This is a genomic window from Microbacterium rhizophilum, from assembly GCF_039605615.1.
Classification (GTDB): Bacteria; Actinomycetota; Actinomycetes; order Actinomycetales; family Microbacteriaceae; genus Microbacterium; species Microbacterium rhizophilus.
This window is the reverse complement of record NZ_JBCNUN010000009.1, coordinates 32,872-52,233: the sequence shown is the minus strand read 5'-3', so window position 1 is coordinate 52,233 and position 19,362 is coordinate 32,872. Positions and strand designations below refer to the sequence as shown.

The 19,362-nt window shown below is 71.4% G+C and carries 14 protein-coding genes and 1 pseudogene; 6 read left to right on the top strand and 9 right to left on the bottom strand.

Annotated features, from left to right (window positions below; all coding sequences use genetic code 11):
* The 6 genes and pseudogenes from AAD528_RS13930 to rpoB form a co-directional block, all read right to left on the bottom strand.
* Window positions 1–213: pseudogene (locus AAD528_RS13930) on the bottom strand (30S ribosomal protein S12); the annotation flags it as partial.
* 295 nt (window positions 214–508) lie between these two features.
* Complete coding sequence (locus tag AAD528_RS13925; protein ID WP_345752687.1) at window positions 509–1,174, bottom strand: spermidine/putrescine ABC transporter substrate-binding protein; 666 nt, start codon at window positions 1,172–1,174, stop codon at window positions 509–511.
* 26 nt (window positions 1,175–1,200) lie between these two features.
* Window positions 1,201–1,626 carry a DUF6121 family protein gene (locus AAD528_RS13920; RefSeq protein ID WP_345752686.1) on the bottom strand — a complete coding sequence of 142 codons (426 nt, stop codon included), beginning with the start codon at window positions 1,624–1,626 and terminating at the stop codon, window positions 1,201–1,203.
* Between the two features lie 74 nt (window positions 1,627–1,700).
* Window positions 1,701–2,792 carry an acyltransferase family protein gene (locus AAD528_RS13915; protein ID WP_345752685.1) on the bottom strand — a complete coding sequence of 364 codons (1,092 nt, stop codon included), beginning with the start codon at window positions 2,790–2,792 and terminating at the stop codon, window positions 1,701–1,703.
* A 149-nt stretch (window positions 2,793–2,941) separates the two neighbouring features.
* A complete protein-coding gene (locus AAD528_RS13910; protein ID WP_345752684.1) occupies window positions 2,942–6,817 on the bottom strand; it encodes a DNA-directed RNA polymerase subunit beta' in 3,876 nt (1,291 codons plus the stop codon).
* Between the two features lie 36 nt (window positions 6,818–6,853).
* On the bottom strand, window positions 6,854–10,345 hold the full coding sequence (gene rpoB, locus AAD528_RS13905; RefSeq protein WP_345752683.1) for a DNA-directed RNA polymerase subunit beta: 3,492 nt from the start codon (window positions 10,343–10,345) through the stop codon (window positions 6,854–6,856).
* Between the two features lie 419 nt (window positions 10,346–10,764).
* Here rpoB and AAD528_RS13900 point away from each other — a divergent pair, with 419 nt between their 5' ends.
* Entirely contained in the window at window positions 10,765–11,706 is a 942-nt protein-coding gene (locus AAD528_RS13900; RefSeq protein WP_345752682.1) for a GNAT family N-acetyltransferase, read from the top strand.
* A gap of 5 nt (window positions 11,707–11,711) precedes the next feature.
* Here AAD528_RS13900 and AAD528_RS13895 read toward each other — a convergent pair whose 3' ends face one another.
* Entirely contained in the window at window positions 11,712–12,857 is a 1,146-nt protein-coding gene (locus AAD528_RS13895) for a benzoate/H(+) symporter BenE family transporter (protein ID WP_345752681.1), read from the bottom strand.
* Window positions 12,858–12,944: 87 nt separating this feature from the next.
* Here AAD528_RS13895 and AAD528_RS13890 point away from each other — a divergent pair, with 87 nt between their 5' ends.
* The 5 genes from AAD528_RS13890 (at window position 12,945) to AAD528_RS13870 (ending at window position 16,864) form a co-directional block, all read left to right on the top strand.
* On the top strand, window positions 12,945–13,805 hold the full coding sequence (locus AAD528_RS13890; protein ID WP_345752680.1) for a spermidine synthase: 861 nt from the start codon (window positions 12,945–12,947) through the stop codon (window positions 13,803–13,805).
* A gap of 86 nt (window positions 13,806–13,891) precedes the next feature.
* Window positions 13,892–14,419: a hypothetical protein gene (locus AAD528_RS13885; RefSeq protein WP_345752679.1), complete on the top strand. Its 528-nt coding sequence runs from the start codon at window positions 13,892–13,894 to the stop codon at window positions 14,417–14,419.
* A 159-nt stretch (window positions 14,420–14,578) separates the two neighbouring features.
* Window positions 14,579–15,169: an ArsR/SmtB family transcription factor gene (locus tag AAD528_RS13880; protein ID WP_345752678.1), complete on the top strand. Its 591-nt coding sequence runs from the start codon at window positions 14,579–14,581 to the stop codon at window positions 15,167–15,169.
* 5 nt (window positions 15,170–15,174) lie between these two features.
* Window positions 15,175–16,365 (top strand): MFS transporter, encoded by a 1,191-nt coding sequence (locus AAD528_RS13875; RefSeq protein WP_345752677.1) that lies wholly within the window; start codon window positions 15,175–15,177, stop codon window positions 16,363–16,365.
* A 10-nt stretch (window positions 16,366–16,375) separates the two neighbouring features.
* Entirely contained in the window at window positions 16,376–16,864 is a 489-nt protein-coding gene (locus AAD528_RS13870; protein WP_345752676.1) for a SprT-like domain-containing protein, read from the top strand.
* A gap of 34 nt (window positions 16,865–16,898) precedes the next feature.
* On the opposite strand, the gene AAD528_RS13865 is transcribed toward AAD528_RS13870, so the two are convergent.
* Window positions 16,899–17,591: a response regulator gene (locus AAD528_RS13865; RefSeq protein WP_345752675.1), complete on the bottom strand. Its 693-nt coding sequence runs from the start codon at window positions 17,589–17,591 to the stop codon at window positions 16,899–16,901.
* On the bottom strand, window positions 17,588–19,291 hold the full coding sequence (locus AAD528_RS13860; protein WP_345752674.1) for a sensor histidine kinase: 1,704 nt from the start codon (window positions 19,289–19,291) through the stop codon (window positions 17,588–17,590). The genes AAD528_RS13865 and AAD528_RS13860 overlap by 4 nt, the downstream gene beginning before the upstream one ends.
* Window positions 19,292–19,362: the final 71 nt, after the last annotated feature.

Genomic DNA, 19,362 nt, shown 5'->3' with positions numbered 1-19,362 from the left:
GCCCTCGCCCGGGATGTAGGCGGTGACCTCGGTGCCGTTGCGGAGCTTCACACGGGCGACCTTGCGCATCGCCGAGTTCGGCTTCTTGGGCGTGGTCGTGTACACGCGGGTGCAGACACCCGCCTGCTGCGGGTTCGCCTTGAGAGCGGGCGCCTTGGTCTTCGAGACCTTGGGCGACCGGCCCTTGCGAACCAGCTGCTGAATAGTAGGCACTGGTTTCCTTCTCTTCTTGTGCTGCACGGTGACAGCGGTGGATTCCCCCGCGCCGCGACGTGATGCTCGGTGTCGCGATGCGGGTTTCACGATGACCCACCCGGGCGGCACGATGTGCCGGACGTTTGATGTGGTGGATATGCCGTGGGGGTGACCTGTTCGCAGGTCAGTCCCGGATCGTGTCGGTCACGGCGCACGCAAGCGGGCGCGCGTGTACGCACACGAAATCATGATAGCGCATCCGGTGGGGAGGCGGCGTGTCGTGCCGGGTTCTGCGCCCTCCAGGTGCAAGGGCTCAGATGCCCAGCCCGTCGCCCGCGTCGCGCGGATCGAAGGGCGCGTCGAGAGCCTGGGAGAGCTCCGAGAGCATCGCCTCGACCTGGGGCTCGACGTACTCCACGATCGCCGCGTGGATGCGCAGCCTGTGGTGCAGCAGGATGCCGCACACCTCGCGGCCGATGAGGTTCGCGTACTCGTCCGCGAGGGCCACCTCGCGCCGCAGCGCGATCTTCGCGTCCTCCGACAGCGGAGGCAGGCTCGGCACCTGCGCCTCCTCCTCGCTGGCGAGGCCCGTGAGCGTGAACAGGAACGGCTGGCCCGGAACGGGATCCGGATCCAGCGGAAGCCCCTCGAACTCGGGGGCGAGGCCCTCGGCCGGCCGGTAGCCACGCGCGCGGTTGCGCGCCGCCTGCTGGTCGAGCTCGGCCTGCAGCATCGGCAGGTTCCGCGACGTGTAGTCGGCGACGGCGTGATCGACGATCGTCTTGATGCGCGTGGACAGACCGTGCTGCACGCCGTGCGGCACATCGGATCCGAGCCCCGCGGCCGACAGGATCGGCGACCCGAGACAGCGCCGGCACGGAGCGACCCGGCCGCGGTGCGTCGCCGGCTCCCAGCGGGGCACCCAGCGCAGCCAGGCGTCCACCGCCTGGCTCACCTGCGTCTCGAGCGACCGCTCCACGAGACCAGCGTAGAGGTCGCCCGGGGCTATTCCTCGTCTTCGTCGCGCTCCCACGGCCACTGCGGGCGGTGCGCCGCCGTGCGACGCACCGCGATGGCCGCCCATCCGGTCACCGCGGCGGACCCCGCGACGACCGCCGACGTCCAGGTCGTGGCCGCCTCCCCCACCGCGGCGGTCGCCGTGACGACGTCCGCGCCGAACACGAGCGCGAGGATCCACAGCGCGGCCAGATGCACGAGCGCGCTGATCAGGGCGACGGCGATCACGGCGGTGTAGCGCGGCCGCTCGGCGCGCAGCGCGGGCCACAGCGCGCCGGCGAACGCGAGCGCCGCCGCGCCGAACGCGAGCGGCCCCGGCACGAGACCCATCCCCGGCGTCGCGATCACATCGCGATCCGTCGCCAGGCTGAGCATGCCGGATCCGAACACGACGAGCGCGACGAACCCCGCCACGGCGAACGCGAGGAGCGCCGCGGGAGGGAACCTCCCGGGCGCTCCCGGCGATGACTGCGTGTCCGCGGCGGACCTCAGGCGAGCCGGGGGCCGGCCTCGAGCGTGCGCTCGTACTCGGCCTGCGCGTCGGCGTTGCGCTCGGTGACGCGGGCGCCGCGGCGGGCCGCCCACGCGCCGAACCAGATGGTGATCTCGCGCGCGAACACGAACGCGGCGATCGCGAGCGGCGACAGCAGCTGCCGTCCGACCTCCTCGGCGCCCTCGCTCGCGGTGAGCGTCCAGAACGGCACGTCCACGAGCGCGCCCAGGATGTGCCCGGCGTAAGCGATCGCGCCGACGAAGACGCCCAGCAGCACCCACGCCGCCCAGCGCGAGCGGTTCACGAGCGCGCCGAGCAGCCAGAAGCCGAGGAAGAACACGACCACCGTGGTCCAGAACCCCAGCGACGTCGCGGTCTGCAGCGCGGCGTCCGCGAGGTTGTCGAGGGACACCTCGCCGTTGACGGCGCCGAAGCCGAGCTTCGCGGCGAAGTAGAGCACGGCGAACACGAGCGCGGCGAGGACGCCGATCGCGCCGGCCGCGCCGCGGTTGCCCCGCATGCGCGGCGGCTCGGGGGCCTGCACGAAGATCGGCAGCTGCGCGGGCGGCGCCGTCGGCGCGGCGGACGGCTCGGGCGCGACGGGCTCGCTGGCGGTGACGGCGGGCGGTGCTGCGGGGGCGTCGTACGCGTCGCTCGCGGTGAACGTCTGGGTCTTGTCGGCGGGCTCGAACCACGGGTCGGGCTTGCGCTCGGCGTCGGCCGCGCGCGTGGTGACCGTGGTGCTCGCGCCGCGGTTCTCGAGGTCGTCGAGGTCGGCCGCGAGCGCGGCGTAGTCGGGCTCCTCCGCGGCGGGCTGCTCGGCCGCGGGGGCGGTCGCGGGGCGGTCGGCGGGCTCATCCGCCACCGGCTCGTCGGCCGACGGACGCGTCACCGGGGCGTCGTCCTCGGGTGTCGCGACGATGTCGGTCGCGCCCGTGGTCACGCGCGCCTCGCGGCGCGTCGCGGGGATGTCCCCCGTGTCGCCCTCGGCGGTCCCGGGCTCCGCGGGAGCCGGAACGAGGTTCGTGTCGCCCTCGATGGGCTCGCCGTCGCGGGGCTCGCTGCTGGGTCCCTTGGCGTCACTCATCCGAAGCACTCCTCACGCAGAGGACCGTCCCCTGCCCTGCCAGAGAGTACCCCGCGACTCACGCCCGCCGGCGGAGCCTCGCCGCGGTGCCCCGACAACGAGAAGAGGGCCCCGGCGCGATGCCGGGGCCCTCTTCTACTGCGTCACGCTCAGTTGTACGTGCCGGGCGTGAAGTCGTCCGTCGAGAACGCGTCGAAGTCGACGTAGCTGTAGTCGCCCTCCGCGAACGCGCCGTCCGACGCGAAGATGCGGTTGGGGTACCGCTCGCTCTTCGCCTCGTCCGTCGCCTCGACCGTGACGTTGCGGTACTTCGCAAGGCCCGTGCCGGCGGGGATCAGCTTTCCGATGATCACGTTCTCCTTGAGGCCGACGAGCGGGTCGCGCTTGCCCTGCATGGCGGCCTCGGTGAGGACGCGCGTCGTCTCCTGGAACGAGGCGGCCGACAGCCACGACTCCGTCGCGAGCGACGCCTTCGTGATACCCATCAGCTCCGGACGACCCGAGGCGGGGCGCTTGCCCTCGCCGACGGCCGCGCGGTTGATGTCCTGGTAGCGGCGCAGGTCGACCATCTCGCCGGGCAGCAGGTCGGTCTCGCCGTGGTCGACCACGGTGACCTTCCGCAGCATCTGGCGCACGATGACCTCGATGTGCTTGTCGTGGATCGGCACACCCTGCGAGCGGTACACGCCCTGCACGCCGCCGACGAGGTACTTCTGCACCTCGCGGGCACCCTGCACGCGCATGATCTCCTTCGGGTCGAGCGTGCCGACCTGGAGGGGCTGACCGACCTCGACGTGCTGGCCGTCCTCGACGAGGAGCGTCGCACGCTTCAGCACCGGGTAGACGACGGGCTCGTCGCCGCTGTCGGGCGTGATGATGATCTTCTTGGCCTTCTCGGTCTCGTCGATCGTGACGCGGCCGGCGGCCTCGGCGATCGGCGACGCGCCCTTGGGGGTGCGGGCCTCGAAGAGCTCCTGCACGCGGGGCAGACCCTGCGTGATGTCATCCGCCGACGCCGAACCACCGGTGTGGAACGTGCGCATCGTCAGCTGCGTGCCGGGCTCGCCGATCGACTGGGCCGCGATGATGCCGACGGCCTCGCCGATGTCCACGAGCTTGCCGGTCGCGAGCGAACGGCCGTAGCAGTTCGCGCACACGCCGACCGCCGAGTCGCAGGTCAGCACCGAGCGGACCTTGATCGACTCGACACCCGCCTCGACCAGCTTGTCGATGAGCACGTCGCCCACGTCCGATCCGGCGGCGGCCAGGACGGTGCCGTCCTCGCCCACCACGTCGACCGCGAGGGTGCGGGCGAACACGGCGTTCTCGACGTTCGCGTCCTTGACCAGCGTGCCGGTCGAGTCGAACGCCGCGATCGGGTACTCGAGGCCCTTCGACGTGCCGCAGTCCTCCTCGCGGATGATGACATCCTGCGAGACGTCCACGAGACGACGCGTGAGGTAACCCGAGTCGGCCGTGCGGAGGGCCGTGTCGGCCAGACCCTTGCGGGCACCGTGCGTCGCGATGAAGTACTCCGCCACAGACAGACCCTCGCGGTACGAGGAGATGATCGGGCGGGGGATGATCTCGCCCTTCGGGTTGTTCACCAGACCGCGCATACCGGCGATGTTCCGGATCTGCAGCCAGTTACCACGCGCACCCGACGACACCATGCGGTTGATGGTGTTGTCCTCGGGGAACGCGGCGCGCATCTCCTTCTGGACCTCGTCGGTCGCCTCGGTCCAGATCTTGATGAGCTCCTGGCGACGCTCGACGTCGGTCGTGAGGCCCTTCTCGTACTGCGAGGTGACCTTGGCGGCCTGCTTCTCGTACTTGGCGATGATCTCGCCCTTGTTCGAGGGGGTCAGGATGTCGCTGAGCGCCACCGTGATGCCCGAGCGCGTAGCCCAGTAGTAGCCGGCGTCCTTGACGCGGTCCAGCGTGGCCGCGACCTCGGTCTTCGGGTACTCCTCGGCCAGCTTGTTGACGATCTGCGACAGCTTGCCCTTGTCGGCCTGCTCGCGCACGAACGGGTAGCCCTTGGGCATCTGGTCGTTGAAGATCGCCTGGCCGAGCGAGGTGTCCACGAGGTGCTTGGTCTCGTAGTCCTCGGGCGCCTGACCCTCGAGGAAGGTCATGCCGGGGATGCGGATGCGGATCTTCGCCTGCAGGTCGAGGGTGCCCTCGTCCTTCGCGAGCGTGGCCTCCGCGACCGAGCCGAACACGCGGCCCTCGCCCTTCGCGCCGTCCTTCAGCGTCGTCAGGTGGTGCAGACCGATGATCATGTCCTGCGCGGGCAGGGTCACGGGGCGGCCGTCCGACGGCTTCAGGATGTTGTTCGACGCGAGCATCAGGATGCGCGCCTCGGCCTGCGCCTCCACCGAGAGGGGGAGGTGCACGGCCATCTGGTCGCCGTCGAAGTCGGCGTTGAACGCCGCGCACACGAGCGGGTGCAGCTGGATGGCCTTGCCCTCCACGAGCTGCGGCTCGAAGGCCTGGATGCCCAGACGGTGCAGCGTGGGGGCGCGGTTGAGCAGCACGGGGCGCTCGCGGATGATCTCCTCGAGCACGTCCCAGACCTCGGGACGCGTGCGCTCGACCGAGCGCTTGGCGGCCTTGATGTTCTGCGAGTGGCCGAGGTCGATCAGGCGCTTGATCACGAACGGCTTGAACAGTTCCAGGGCCATCTGCTTGGGCAGACCGCACTGGTGCAGCTTCAGCTGCGGGCCGACCACGATGACCGAACGGCCCGAGTAGTCGACGCGCTTGCCGAGCAGGTTCTGACGGAAGCGACCCTGCTTGCCCTTGAGCATGTCGCTCAGGGACTTCAGGGCGCGGTTGCCGGTGCCGGTGACGGGACGACCGCGGCGGCCGTTGTCGAACAGCGCGTCGACGGCCTCCTGCAGCATGCGCTTCTCGTTGTTCACGATGATCTCGGGGGCACCGAGGTCGATCAGGCGACGGAGGCGGTTGTTGCGGTTGATCACGCGGCGGTACAGGTCGTTCAGGTCGCTGGTCGCGAAGCGGCCACCGTCCAGCTGGACCATCGGGCGCAGCTCCGGCGGGATGACCGGGACGACGTCCAGGACCATCGCGGCCGGCGACATGCCCGTCGACAGGAACGACGAGACGACCTTCAGGCGCTTGATCGCGCGGATCTTGCGCTGACCCTTGCCCTCGGTGATCTGCAGGCGCAGCGACTCGGCCTCGGCGGCCAGGTCGAACTCGGCCAGGCGACGCTGGATCGACTCCGCGCCCATGTGGGCCTCGAAGTACTGACCGAAGCGGTCCTGCAGCTCCTGGAAGACGTCGTCCTCCGCCTTGAGCTGGCCGACCTCGAGGTTGCGGAACTCGTCCCACATGCGCTCGAGCTTGGCGACCTGCTCGTCCGCGCGCTTGCGGATCGTCGCCATCTCCTTCTCGGCGGCGTCCTTGACCTTCTTCTTCTGGTCGGCCTTGGCGTCCTCGGCCTCAAGCGCGGCGAGCTCCTCCTCCAGCTGCTGGAGGCGGGCCGCGACGCGCGCGTCGCGGCGGTCGCCGATGTTCTTGATCTCGAGACGCAGGTTGTTCTCGTGCGTCGGCATGTCACGGTGACGCGCGTCGGCGTCCACCGAGATCACCATGTAGGCGGCGAAGTAGATGACCTTCTCGAGGTCCTTCGGCGCCATGTCGAGCAGGTAGCCGAGGCGCGAGGGCACGCCCTTGAAGTACCAGATGTGCGTGACGGGCGCGGCGAGCTCGATGTGGCCCATGCGCTCGCGACGGACCGAGGACTTGGTGACCTCGACACCGCAGCGCTCGCAGACGATGCCCTTGAAGCGCACCCGCTTGTACTTGCCGCAGGCGCACTCCCAGTCGCGGGAGGGGCCGAAGATCTGCTCACCGAACAGACCGTCCTTCTCCGGCTTCAGGGTGCGGTAGTTGATGGTCTCGGGCTTCTTGACCTCACCGAAGGACCAGCGACGGATGTCGTCGGCGGTGGCCAGGCCGATGCGAAGCTCATCGAAAGTTGTTGCGTCGAGCAATTGATTCTCCTGTTTGGAAATCTGTATCGGCCGGGCTTAGATCTCGTCGATCGAGGCGGACTCGAAGCGGGACGAGATGTTGATGCCGAGCTCCTCCGCCGCGCGGAAGGCCTCGTCGTCGGTGTCGCGGAGGTTGACCGCCGTGCCGTCGGCCGAGAGGACCTCGACGTTCAGGCAGAGCGACTGCATCTCCTTCATGAGCACCTTGAACGACTCGGGGATGCCGGGCTCGGGGATGTTCTCGCCCTTGACGATCGCCTCGTACACCTTCACGCGACCGAGGATGTCGTCCGACTTGACGGTCAGGAGCTCCTGCAGCGCGTACGCGGCGCCGTAGGCCTCGAGGGCCCACACCTCCATCTCGCCGAAGCGCTGGCCACCGAACTGCGCCTTACCACCCAGCGGCTGCTGCGTGATCATCGAGTACGGGCCCGTCGAGCGCGCGTGGATCTTGTCGTCGACGAGGTGGTGCAGCTTCAGGATGTACATGTAGCCGACCGAGATCGGGTACGGGTACGGCTCACCCGAGCGGCCGTCGAACAGCTGGGTCTTGCCCGAGCTGTCGATGAGCCGGTCGCCGTCGCGGTTCGGCAGCGTCGAGTCGAGCAGACCCGCGAGCTCCGACTCCGCGGCGCCGTCGAACACCGGCGTGGCGACCTTGGTGCGGGGAGCGGCCTCGCGAGCCGCGTCCGCCAGGCGGGCGGCCCAGTCGGGCGAGCCCTCGATCTTCCAGCCCTGCGCGGCGATCCATCCGAGGTGCAGCTCGAGCACCTGGCCGAAGTTCATTCGACCGGGGACGCCGAGCGGGTTCAGGATGATGTCGACCGGCGTGCCGTCCGCGAGGAACGGCATGTCCTCGACCGGCAGGATCTTCGAGATGACGCCCTTGTTGCCGTGGCGGCCGGCGAGCTTGTCGCCCTCGGTGATCTTGCGCTTCTGGGCGATGTAGACCACGACGCGGCGGTTGACGCCCGAGCCGAGCTCGTCGTCGCCCTCCTCGGCGTTGAACTCCTTCACCGCGATGATCGTGCCCTGCTCGCCGTGAGGCACCTTGAGCGACGTGTCGCGCACCTCGCGGCTCTTCTCGTTGAAGATCGCGCGGAGCAGGCGCTCCTCGGCCGACAGCTCGGTCTCGCCCTTGGGCGTGACCTTGCCGACGAGGATGTCGCCGGGGCGGACCTCGGCGCCGATGCGGATGATGCCGCGCTCGTCCAGGTCCTTCAGCAGCTCGGGGCTGACGTTGGGGAGGTCACGCGTGATCTCCTCCTTGCCCAGCTTGGTGTCGCGGGCGTCGACCTCGTACTCCTCGATGTGGATCGAGGTGAGGGTGTCGTCCTTCACCAGGTTCTGGCTGAGGATGATGGCGTCCTCGTAGTTGTAGCCCTCCCAGTTCATGAAGGCCACGAGGAGGTTCTTGCCGAGCGCGAGCTCGCCGTTCTCGGTGGCGGGGCCATCCGCGATGACCTCGCCGACCTCGACGCGCTCACCGGCGTCGACGATCACGCGCTGGTTGTAGTTGTTGCCCTGGTTCGAGCGGTCGAACTTGCGCAGGAAGTAGTCGCGCGTGCCGCCCTCGTCGAGCTGCAGGCGGACGAAGTCGGCCGAGACCTCGGCGACCACGCCGGCCTTGTCGGCGATGATCGCGTCACCCGCGTCGATCGCCGCGTAGTTCTCCATGCCGGTGCCGACGAGCGGCGAGTCCGAGCGGAGCAGCGGCACGGCCTGGCGCTGCATGTTCGCACCCATGAGGGCGCGGTTCGCGTCGTCGTGCTCGAGGAACGGGATGAGCGACGTGCCGACCGACACCATCTGGCGCGGCGAGACGTCCATGTAGCCGATCTCCTCGGCGGGGACCAGGTCGACCTCGCCGCCGACCTGACGTGCGAGCACGCGGTCCTCGGCGAAGGAGCCGTCCTTCTTCAGCGGCGCGTTGGCCTGGGCGACGATGAACGCCTCCTCCTCCGCGGCGGTGAGGTAGTCGATGTCGTCCGTGACCTTGCCGTTGACGACACGGCGGTACGGCGTCTCGATGAAGCCGAACGAGTTGATCCGCGCGAACGAGGCGAGCGAGCCGATCAGACCGATGTTCGGGCCTTCCGGCGTCTCGATCGGGCACATGCGGCCGTAGTGCGACGGGTGGACGTCGCGGACCTCGACGCCGGCGCGCTCACGCGACAGACCGCCGGGGCCCAGCGCCGACAGGCGGCGCTTGTGGGTCAGGCCCGCGAGCGGGTTGTTCTGGTCCATGAACTGCGACAGCTGCGACGTGCCGAAGAACTCCTTGATCGCGGCCACGACGGGGCGCACGTTGATCAGGGTCTGCGGCGTGATCGCCTCGATGTCCTGCGTGGTCATGCGCTCGCGGACGACGCGCTCCATGCGCGACAGACCGGTGCGGACCTGGTTCTGGATGAGCTCGCCCACCGCGCGGATGCGACGGTTGCCGAAGTTGTCGATGTCGTCGACCGACAGGCGCAGCTCGGCCTCCTGGCCGTTGCGAAGCCCCGTGAAGGTCTCGTCGCCGCGGTGCAGGCGGACGAGGTACTTGATCGTCGCGACGATGTCGTCGACGGTCAGCACCGAGTCGCTCAGCGGGCGGTCGATCCCGAGCTTCTGGTTGATCTTGTAGCGACCCACCTTGGCCAGGTCGTAGCGCTTCGAGTTGAAGTAGAAGTTGTCGAGCAGCGCGCGGGCGGCCTCGGCGGCCACCTGCTCGCCCGGACGGAGCTTGCGGTAGATGTCGCGGAGCGCGTCCTCCTTGGTGAGGATCGTGTCCTTCGCGAGCGTCTCCTCGATCGACTCGATGCCGGCGAACTCGGCGAGGATGTCCTCGCTGGTCAGGCCGAGGGCCTTGAGGAAGACCGTGACCGACTGCTTGCGCTTGCGGTCGATGCGGACGCCGACCTGGTCGCGCTTGTCGATCTCGAACTCGAGCCACGCGCCGCGGCTCGGGATGACGCGCGCCGAGACGATGTCCTTGTCGGACGTCTTGTCGGGGGTCTTGTCGAAGTAGACGCCGGGCGAGCGCACGAGCTGCGACACCACGACACGCTCGGTGCCGTTGATGATGAACGTGCCCTTGTCGGTCTGCAGCGGGAAGTCGCCCATGAACACCGTCTGGGTCTTGATCTCACCCGTCTGGTGGTTCATGAACTCGGCCTCGACGTAGAGCGGGGCCGCGTAGGTCTTGCCGCGGTCCTTGCACTCCTCGATCGAGTACTTCTCCGGCTCGAGGTACGGGTTCGTGAACGAGAGCTGCATGGTCTCGCTCAGGTCCTCGATCGGCGAGATCTCCTCGAAGATCTCCTCGAGGCCGCTCTTCACGGCGATGTCGGTGCGACCGGCGGCCTCCGCCTCGGCGAGGCGGGCCTTCCAGGCGTCGTTTCCGACGAGCCAGTCGAAGGACTCGGTCTGCAGCGCGAGAAGGTCGGGGACCGTCAGCGTGTCAGAGATCTTGGCGAACGAGAGGCGGGATGCTCCGCGGCCGTTCTTGGGGGTGGTGGTGGATGCGTTGCGCGCAGCAGCCAAGGGGATAACCTCCATGAGCCCGGGCGGGGGCCATAAGTTCCTTGTCGACAGGTGAGGTGCGCCTGGATCAGTCCCCGTGTGCCGCGACCCGCGCCGCTATCTGCGGGGATCGAGAGCACCAGCCGACCACCATATGAAGGCATGGGGGATCCACGAGGCGCAAGTACCTACTATAGGCCGCACGACACGCGTTGTCCAGCGGTTCCTTGACGAGTGCTTGAACCTCGGGTATAGACCCAGCTTCGCTGCGGCCGAGATGCCGCGAGACTGCAGCGCCCCGCCGAGACCGCAGTGACCCCGCGCAGTCTCGGCGGGGCCGTGCAGGTTCGGTGGGCCGGTGCAGGTTCGGCGGGGCGGTGCAGCCTCGGCGGGGCGGTGCAGGTTCGGTGGGGCGGTGCAGGCTCGGTAGGGTCTGGCGCGTGACGCTGCGCCTGGAGACGATGCCCGCCGAGCGGTTCGACGCGTGGCGGGCGGCGACCGCGGCCCAGCTCGGAGAGCTGCGGATCGGGTCGGGGATGCGCCCGCCGGCCGAGGCGCGGGACGAGGCGGACGGCATCCTGTCCCGGCGGTTCCCCGAGGGGATCGGATCCGCCGGGCAGCGCGTCCTCGAGCTCCGCGACGGCGAGCGCGCGGTGGGGACCGCGTGGCTCGAGGTCCGCGCGGATCCGCCGCACGCGATGCTGTACGCCCTGGAGACGGAGGATCCCGTGGTCGCCGCGGCGGCGATGGGGCTCCTCGAGACCGCGGCGCGCGCGGCCGGGGCGACCGTGCTCCGGATCGACCTGTTCGCGCAGGATGCCGCGGGTTGGGCCGCGATCGACGGGCGCGGATACCGGGCCACCGACGTGCAGATGCTGCTGGCTCCTCTGCCCGCGCCGCGGCCGGCCGGCGCCGTGCGACTGGAGCGCATGACGGCCGCACAGTACGCGCGCTTCGAGGAGCGGCTCATCGCCGAGTTCGCGGCCGACCTCGTGAACGAGGGCCTGCACACTCCCGAGACGGCGCGCGCCGAGTCCGAGCGGCAGACGGCCGAGGCCCTGCCCGACGGCCTCGACACCGAGGACGAGCTGCTGTTCGTGGCGCGCACCGACGGCGTCGCCGAGCCCGTGGGCATCCTGTGGCTGTCGGTCATGCGCCGCTCGACCGGCCCGCACGCGTTCGTGCTCGAGCTGCGCGTCGAGGCCGGCCACCGTCGGCGCGGCTTCGGCACCGCGATGATGCGCGCGGCCGAGGACGAGGCGCGCCGCGTCGGCGCCGACTCCATCGGCCTGCACGCGTTCGGCTCGAACGCCCCCGCCCGCGCGCTGTACGCCGGCCTCGGCTACCGCGAGGCGGAGGTGCTGCTCGCGAAGGACCTCTGACGCGGTCAGCGGCGGCGCAGCAGCGCGTGGGCGACGAGGCCCGCGACGAGCGCCCAGAACGCGGCGCCGATGCCGAGCACCGTGATCCCGCTGGCGGCGACGACGAACGCGATCACCGCGGGGATGCGATCGTGATCCTCCGCCATCGCCGCGCGCAGCGACGAGCCCAGCGTCGGCAGCAGGGCGACGCCGGCGACCGCGGCCAGCACGCCGGGGGCGACGCCCACCAGGGACGTGAGCGCCGTCGACAGCGCCGCGAGCACGACGTAGAGGAGCGCCGAGACGCGCACGGCCCGCCAGCGCTGCGCCGGATCCGGATGGGCGTCGGGCGAGGCGGCGAGCGCCGCCGTGATGGCCGCGAGGTTGACGGCATGGCCCCCGAACGGGGCGCCCGCGATGGTGCCGAGGCCCGTCACGACCATGCTCTCCCGCCACGGCGCGCGGTATCCGTACGACGCGAGCACCGCCGATCCGGGCACGTTCTGCGACGCCATCGTCACGATGTAGAGCGGAAGGGCGATGCCCACCGCGGCGGGCCACGTGAAGGCGGGCAGCACCGGCTCGAGCACGGGCAGGACCGGACCGCCGACCCCGCCGTGCAGCGCCGCCTCGACGCCGAGCACGATCAGCCCGACGGCGAACGCGGCGGGGGAGGCCCACGTGGGGGCCAGCCGGATCAGCACGAGCCAGACGACCACGATCGGCAGGATCTCCGCCGGCCGGTCGACGAGGGCGCGGACGGGAGCGAGGCACAGGCCGACCAGCACTCCCGCGAGCATGGCCTGCGCGATCGGTGCCGGGATCGCGGCGACCGTCCGGGACAGCCCCGGCCACAGCCCCGTGAGCACGATGAGCGCGCCGGCGATCGCGAAGGCGCCGAGCGCCGCGGGCCAGCCGCCCTCCGGCGGCGCGCCCGCCGCCAGGAGCGCCGCGCCCGGCGTCGACCACGCCAGCACGACCGGCAGCCGCGTGCGCTGCGCGAGCCACAGCATCCCGAGCGCCTGGGCGAGGCACAGCGCCACGAGGCCCGACGCGGCCTGCGCCCCGGTCGCGCCCGCCGCCTGCAGCCCCGCGAGCACCACGGCCGACGAGCTCGCGAACCCCACGAGCGCCGTCGTGACTCCCGCGAGCGCGATCCGTCCCCGATCCATCCGCTCAGCGTATTGAGCCGCGAGACCTCATCCGCGCCACGAGAAGACATCCGTGTGCGGCGGTCTCGCGGTCGTAGCCTTGGGGGCATGGGGCGGCAGCGGCGGGACGAGGCGGAGACGCCGAGCGCGCGGCTGTCGGACGGGCGGACCGCGCGGATCCTGCCGAGCCGGTACGCGAACGGGTTCGAGGTCGACGTCGACGGGACGCCGCAGTCGCACGTCGACCCGGCCGATCCGACGCACCTGCACTTCGAGTACGTGGCGCGCATGGGCGCGGTCATCGACCAGCTGCCCGAGGGGCCGCTCACGGCCGTGCACCTCGGTGCGGGCGGGCTGACGATCCCGCGGTATGTCGAGGCGACGCGGCCCGGATCGCGGCAGCAGGTGATCGAGATCGAGCAGGCGCTCGTCGAGCTGGTGCGCGAGAGCCTGCCGCTGCCGCGCGGCGCGAGCATCCGGATCCGGATCGGCGACGCCCGCGACGGGCTCGCGCGGCTTCCCGCCGCCATGGCCGGATCCGTCGACCTGCTGGTGTCGGACGTGTACTCGGGGGCGCAGACGCCCGCGCACCTGACGACCGTGGAGTTCTACCGGGCGGCGGCCGCGCTGCTCGCACCCGCGGGCGTGCTGCTCGTGAACGTGGCGGACGGATCCGGGCTCGCGTTCGCGCGGCGGCAGGTCGCGACGATCCGCGAGGCGCTGTCGGAGGTGGTCGTGGTCGCCGAGGTGCAGGTGCTCAAGGGCCGCCGGTTCGGCAACCTCGTGATCGCAGCCTCGGCCGCTCCGCTGCCGGTCGACTGGCTGCCGCGGCTGATGGCCGCGGGCCCCCACCCGGCGAAGGTGGCGCAGGGCTCGGAGATCGACGCGTTCGTGCAGGGCGCGCGGCCCGCCGTGGACGGCGACGCGACCGATTCGCCCAAGCCCAGCGAGATCCTGTTCGAGCGGTAGATCCGCGTCGTCTGGGCGTGCCCTGCGCCGGATCCGCGGGCACCGGGGCACACTGGACGGGCCACGGCGGGAAGGGAGCTGCGCGAGTGAGCTACATCCACGGGTACGACCCCGAGACGCTGCGCGAGATCGTCGACTCCACCGAGTGCCGTCGCCGCCTCGATGAGATCGGCCGCCAGCGGAGCCTCCCCGCCCTGCTCGAGCGCGTGTGGCTGCTGAAGGTGCTGGGCGAGCTCGACGAGGCGCTCACGCTGTCGGAGCAGGCCGTGCGCCTGGCGCGCATGTCCGGCACCCGCAAGGACCTGCTGCGCGCGCGCATCCTGCACGCCTCCGTGCAGCACTGGCGCGGGGCGCACGCGGCGGCGGAGTACGAGCTGTCGACGTGCGCGGACGAGGCGGAGGGCCAGGGCTGGAGCTCGATCGCGGCCTTCGCGCTGCAGCACCGCGGCAAGACCCGCTACGACGCCGGCGACATCAACGGCGCGCGCGCCGACTTCAAGCAGACCCTCTTCCTGCGCCAGGACGCCGGCGCGACCGACGCAGAGCTCGAGCCCACGATGCAGTGCGTCGAGGCCGCCGACCGCCGGCGCCACCGGTCGACCATCGCCAGCTGAGAAGTCGCGTGCGCCCGCGCGCAGGCTCGAAGTGACGCGAGTGACGTGGCGGGACGGATGAGCCTGTCTCGCGGCGGGCGAGCCCGCACGAGGGCGGTGACTCGGCATCAATCCTAAAGGACTCTTGCTAAAGGTTTCTTTAGGATCTACGGTGAGCGCATGGACGAGCACCGGCGGCACCGCGACGGCACGCGGATCGTTTCGCAGACCGAGCAGATCAAGGCGCTCACGCACCCGCTGCGGATCCGGCTGATCGACCTGTTCCGGGGCGGCGGCGAGCTGACCGCGACACAGTGCGCGGAGGCGACCGGCGAGTCCGTCGCGAGCTGCTCGTTCCACCTGCGGCAGCTCGCGAAGTACGGCTATCTGGAGCGCGGCGAGGCGCGCGGCCGCGAGCGGCCCTGGCGGGGGATGCGGGAGCGCGGCATCACGCTCGACGCCGATCCGTCGGATCGCGAGGCCTTCTCCGCGGTCGTCGCGGCGGGATCCGCGTTCCTCGCCGACGCCGTCGACCGGCTGAACGCCTGGTACGCGCGGGCGGGCGACGACGATCCCGCATGGACGAAGGCGTCCACTCAGCGATTCCAGACCTTCTGGGCGACGCCGGAGGAGCTGCTCGAGCTGGGCGACCGGATCAGCGCGCTCACCGAGCCGTTCCAGGGACGCTTCGAGGATCCCTCCGCGCGGCCGGAGGGATCCCGGCACGTGCGCCTGCTCGCCGCCACGTGGACGGACCCGGCGGGATCATGAGCCCCGTGGCGACCCGGACAGGCCTGCGCACGCCGCTGTTCGCGTGGATCGTCGCCGGATGGGCGCTCGCGAACGTCGCCGACTCGCTGCTCGCGGTCATCCTGGCGGTGTGGGTGGTCGAGCTCACGGGCGAGGCGGCCCTCGGCGGGCTGCTGTTCGCGGTGTTCGGGGTCCCCGCGCTGTTCTCGCCGCTGCTCGGGCGGCTCGCCGACCGGGTGTCCCGCCGCCGGATGCTGTGGGTCACGTACGTGATCGGCGCCGCGGGGCTCGCACCGCTGCTGCTCGTGCGCGACGCGTCGCAGGCGTGGTGGATCTTCGCCGCGACCGTGCTGTACGCGGGCGTCTCGTACGGCACGGCGGGATGCCGCGGCGGCATCCTGCGCGATCTGCTCGCGGACGAGGACCTCGGGTCGGCGAACTCGATCCTGCAGACCATCGATCAGGTGCTGCGGCTCGGGCTGCCCTTCGCGGCGGCCGGCGTGTACCTCTGGACAGGGCCGCTGCCGATCGTCGCGGCGGCCATCGCCGGATTCGCGGGCGCCGCCATCGTGTTCGCGAGCCTCCGCTTCGCGGAGTCGCCCGTGGAGGACGACGACGATCCGTTCTGGCGCTCCGTGACCGCGGGGTTCCGCCACGTGGCGCGCACGCGCCCGCTGAACCGGATGACCGTGGTGCTGGTGCTGCTGTCGAGCACGGCCGCGTTCACGAGCTCGGTCGGGTTCGCGGTGCTGGAGCGGATGGGCGTCGAGCCCGCGTGGATGGGGCCGATCGAGGCGATGTCGGGGCTCGGCGGGCTGCTCGCGGGGGTCTCGGCCGCGTGGCTCATGCGGCGGATCGGGCGGCCGCGCGTGCTCGCCGCCGGCGCGGGGATCATGGTCGTCGGGGTCGCGCCCATGCTGGGCGACGGCGTGTGGCTGCTCGCCGCGGGGCTCGCGGTGCTCGGGTTCGGCGTGACGGCCGCGGTCATCGCGTACGTCACCGAGTCGCACGTGTCCACGCCGTCGCGCCTGCAGGGCCGGGTCGGGACGTCCGTCAACATGCTGCTGCAGCTGCCGAGCGTCGTGATCACCGCCGCCGGCGCCGCGGCGCTGGGCGTCGTCGACGCGCGCGTGATCGTGGGCTGCGGCATCGCGATGTGCGTGGCCGCGACCGTGGTGGCCGCGTCGACGCCGCAGGATGTCGGTGGCCGCGACTAGCGTGTCTCGGGTGTCGGATCTGAATCGCGTTCGGGTGTGGGCGCAGGCCCTCCTCGACCTCCATCTGGATCCGTCGTGGACGTTCGGCTTCGACAACGCCAAGCGCCGCGCGGGTCTGTGCGACTACACGCGCAAGCGCATCACGGTGTCGCGCTACCTGACGGCCCGGTACGACGACGACACCAACCACCAGACGCTGCTGCACGAGGTCGCGCACGCGCTCGCCGGCCCCGCCGCCGGGCACGGACCGGCGTGGAAGCGCGTCGCACGGGAGCTGGGGTACGTCGGCGGCGCAACGCACCGCGGCGAGACCGCGAACGAGCTCGCGCCCTGGGTGGGCGTGTGCCCCGCCGGGCACACGGCGTATCGGCACCGGCGGCCGACGCGGCCGATGTCGTGCGTGAAGTGCGCGCCGCGCTTCGACCCGCGCCACCAGTTCCACTGGCAGCACCGCGAGATCACCGCCGCGGCGCGCCTGGCGGCGGCGACCCCGCGATAGGGGTCGGGGTCGGCGCGTCCGACTCGGCCGCGTGTCAGCCGCGGGGACGGAAGTACTCGAGCTCGGGGCGACCCCGGGAGCCATGGCGCGGGGCGCGGACGGCGACGCCGCGGTCGGCGAGGTGCTCGAGGTACCGGCGGGCCGTGACGCGGGAGAGTCCGAGGTCCTCCGCCACCTCCGAGGCCGACCGGGGCGAGGCCGAGGCGGACAGCAGCTGCGACACCGCGTCGAGCGTCTCCTCCGACAGGCCCTTCGGCAGGCCCGGCGCGTTCGACGTGCGCAGCGCCGCGAACGCCGTGTCGACCTCGCGCTGGCTGAGCGTCGAGACGGGTGCCCGCATCCGGTCGAAGAAGTCCTTGTACGCGGCGAGCTTCTCGGCGAACACCTCGAACACGAACGGCTTGATCAGGTACTGCACGACGCCCACCGCCACGGCGCGGCGCACGGCCTCGAGCTCGCGCACCGCGGTCACCGCGATCACGTCGACGATCAGCCCGGATGCGCGCAGCTCCCGGCACAGGTCGAGGCCGTGCCCGTCGGGCAGGTTGAGGTCGAGCAGCAGCAGGTGGATGCGCTCGTCCCGCTCCACGGCGTCGCGCAGGGCGCGACGCGCGGCGCTCAGCGTGTGCGCCACGCCCGCGGGCTCGAAGCCGTCGAGGCGCCGCACGAACTCGGCGTGCGCGGCCGCCGTGCGCGCGTCGTCCTCGACCACCAGGACGCGGATCATCCGGACACCCCCACGGGCGCCGGCAGGATCGCCGTGAACACCGCTCCCCCGCCGGGCGCCGCCGAGACCTCGATCGCGCCGCCGAGCCCCGCGACCACCTGCCGCACGAGCGTCAGCCCGTAGCCGTGCGCCTGCGATCCGGCGTCCTTGGTCGAGTAGCCGCGGCGGAACACGCGCTCGCGATCCGCCTCGGCGATGCCGTCGCCGCTGTCGGTGACCTGGAACACGAGGGATCCGTCGTCCGTCGACGCGAGGTACACCTCGACCCACGCGTCGGTCGATCGCGTGCGGGCCGCGCGTGCGGCCGCGGCATCCGTCGCGTTGTCGATCAGGTTCCCGAGGATCGTCACCACGTCCGCCGGATGCAGTCCCTGCGTGCCGGGCGCGAGGTGCGTCTCGAAGTGCATCTCGACCGCGCGCTCGTGGGCCTGCGCCGCCTTGCCGAGCATGAGCGCCGCGATCACGGGCTCGTCCACCGCGTGCAGCACGCGGTCGGCCAGGCGCTGCCCGAGGTCGCGCTCGGATGCGGCGAACTTCAGCGCCTCGTCCGCGCGGCCGAGCTCGATCAGCGTCGCGATCGTGTGCAGCCGGTTGTCGAACTCGTGCGCCTGCGCGCGCAGGGCGTCGGAGATCGTGTGCACGGACGACAGCTCGCCCGTGATCCGGCGCAGCTCGGTGCGATCGCGCAGGGTCAGGATGAGCGCGCCGCGGCCGGTCAGCCCGCCGAACTCCGCGTCGTCTCGCGCGATCAGCAGGTCCCGGCCGCCGATCCGCTCGACGCCCTCCCGGTCGTCCGCCTCGAGCAGCGCGCGCACGTCCTCCGGCAGCCACGCGGCGTCGACCGCGAACGGCGGCGGGCGGTCGATGCCGAGCATGCGCGCCGCCTGGTCGTTCGCGAGCACCACGCGCCCGGCCTCGCCGGTGCGCCGCTCGATCAGCAGCAGGCCCTCCTCGAGCGAGTGCAGCACGGCCTCGTGCGCCGCGAAGAGGCGCGCGAGCTCGTCGGCGTCGCGGCCGTCGGTCACCCGGTTCAGGCGGCGGAACAGCCCCCACGCGGCGAGCGCGCCGAGACCGAGCACCACGACCGTGAAGACGCCGACGATCTGCAGCCGGGTCAGGATCGACGCGGTCACGCTCTGCAGCGTCACACCGGCCGACACCAGCCCGACGACCTCGCCGCTCACGCGGATCGGCGTCACGGCGCGCACGGACGGCCCGAGCGTGCCCTCGTACACCTCCGTGAAGGTCTCGCCCGCCAGCGCGGGCTCGATCGTGCCCAGGAACTCCCCGCCGATGCGGGCGGGATCCGGATGCGTGTAGCGCGTGCGATCCGTGTCCATGATCGTGACGTAGTCGACGTCGGTCGTGCGCAGGATGCCCTCGACGTACGGCTGCAGGCGCGCGGCGGCGCGGGTGACGGAGCCGTCGCGATCCGATCCGGCCTCCGCGTGCGCCTGCGCGACCGCCTGCACGACCGTCGGGTCGATCGCGAGCGTCGTCGCGAGATCCGTGCTGGTCTGCCCCGCCCGGTCGTGTGCGGACGCGTGCGCGTCGTACGCGAGGCCGATGAACACGACCACCACGCCGGCGCACAGCACGAGCCCGAGCTCGATCAGGAAGCGTCGCGCGATGGACCGCCGACGCTCCCGGATGGGATGCGCGTCGGCGGCCGTGCCCGGGGGCGCATCCTCGCGTCGCATGTCCCCCATTGTCGCCGCCGCGCGCCCGCCGCGAGCGCCGATGAGCGCGAACACTATGCACGTTAATGTCG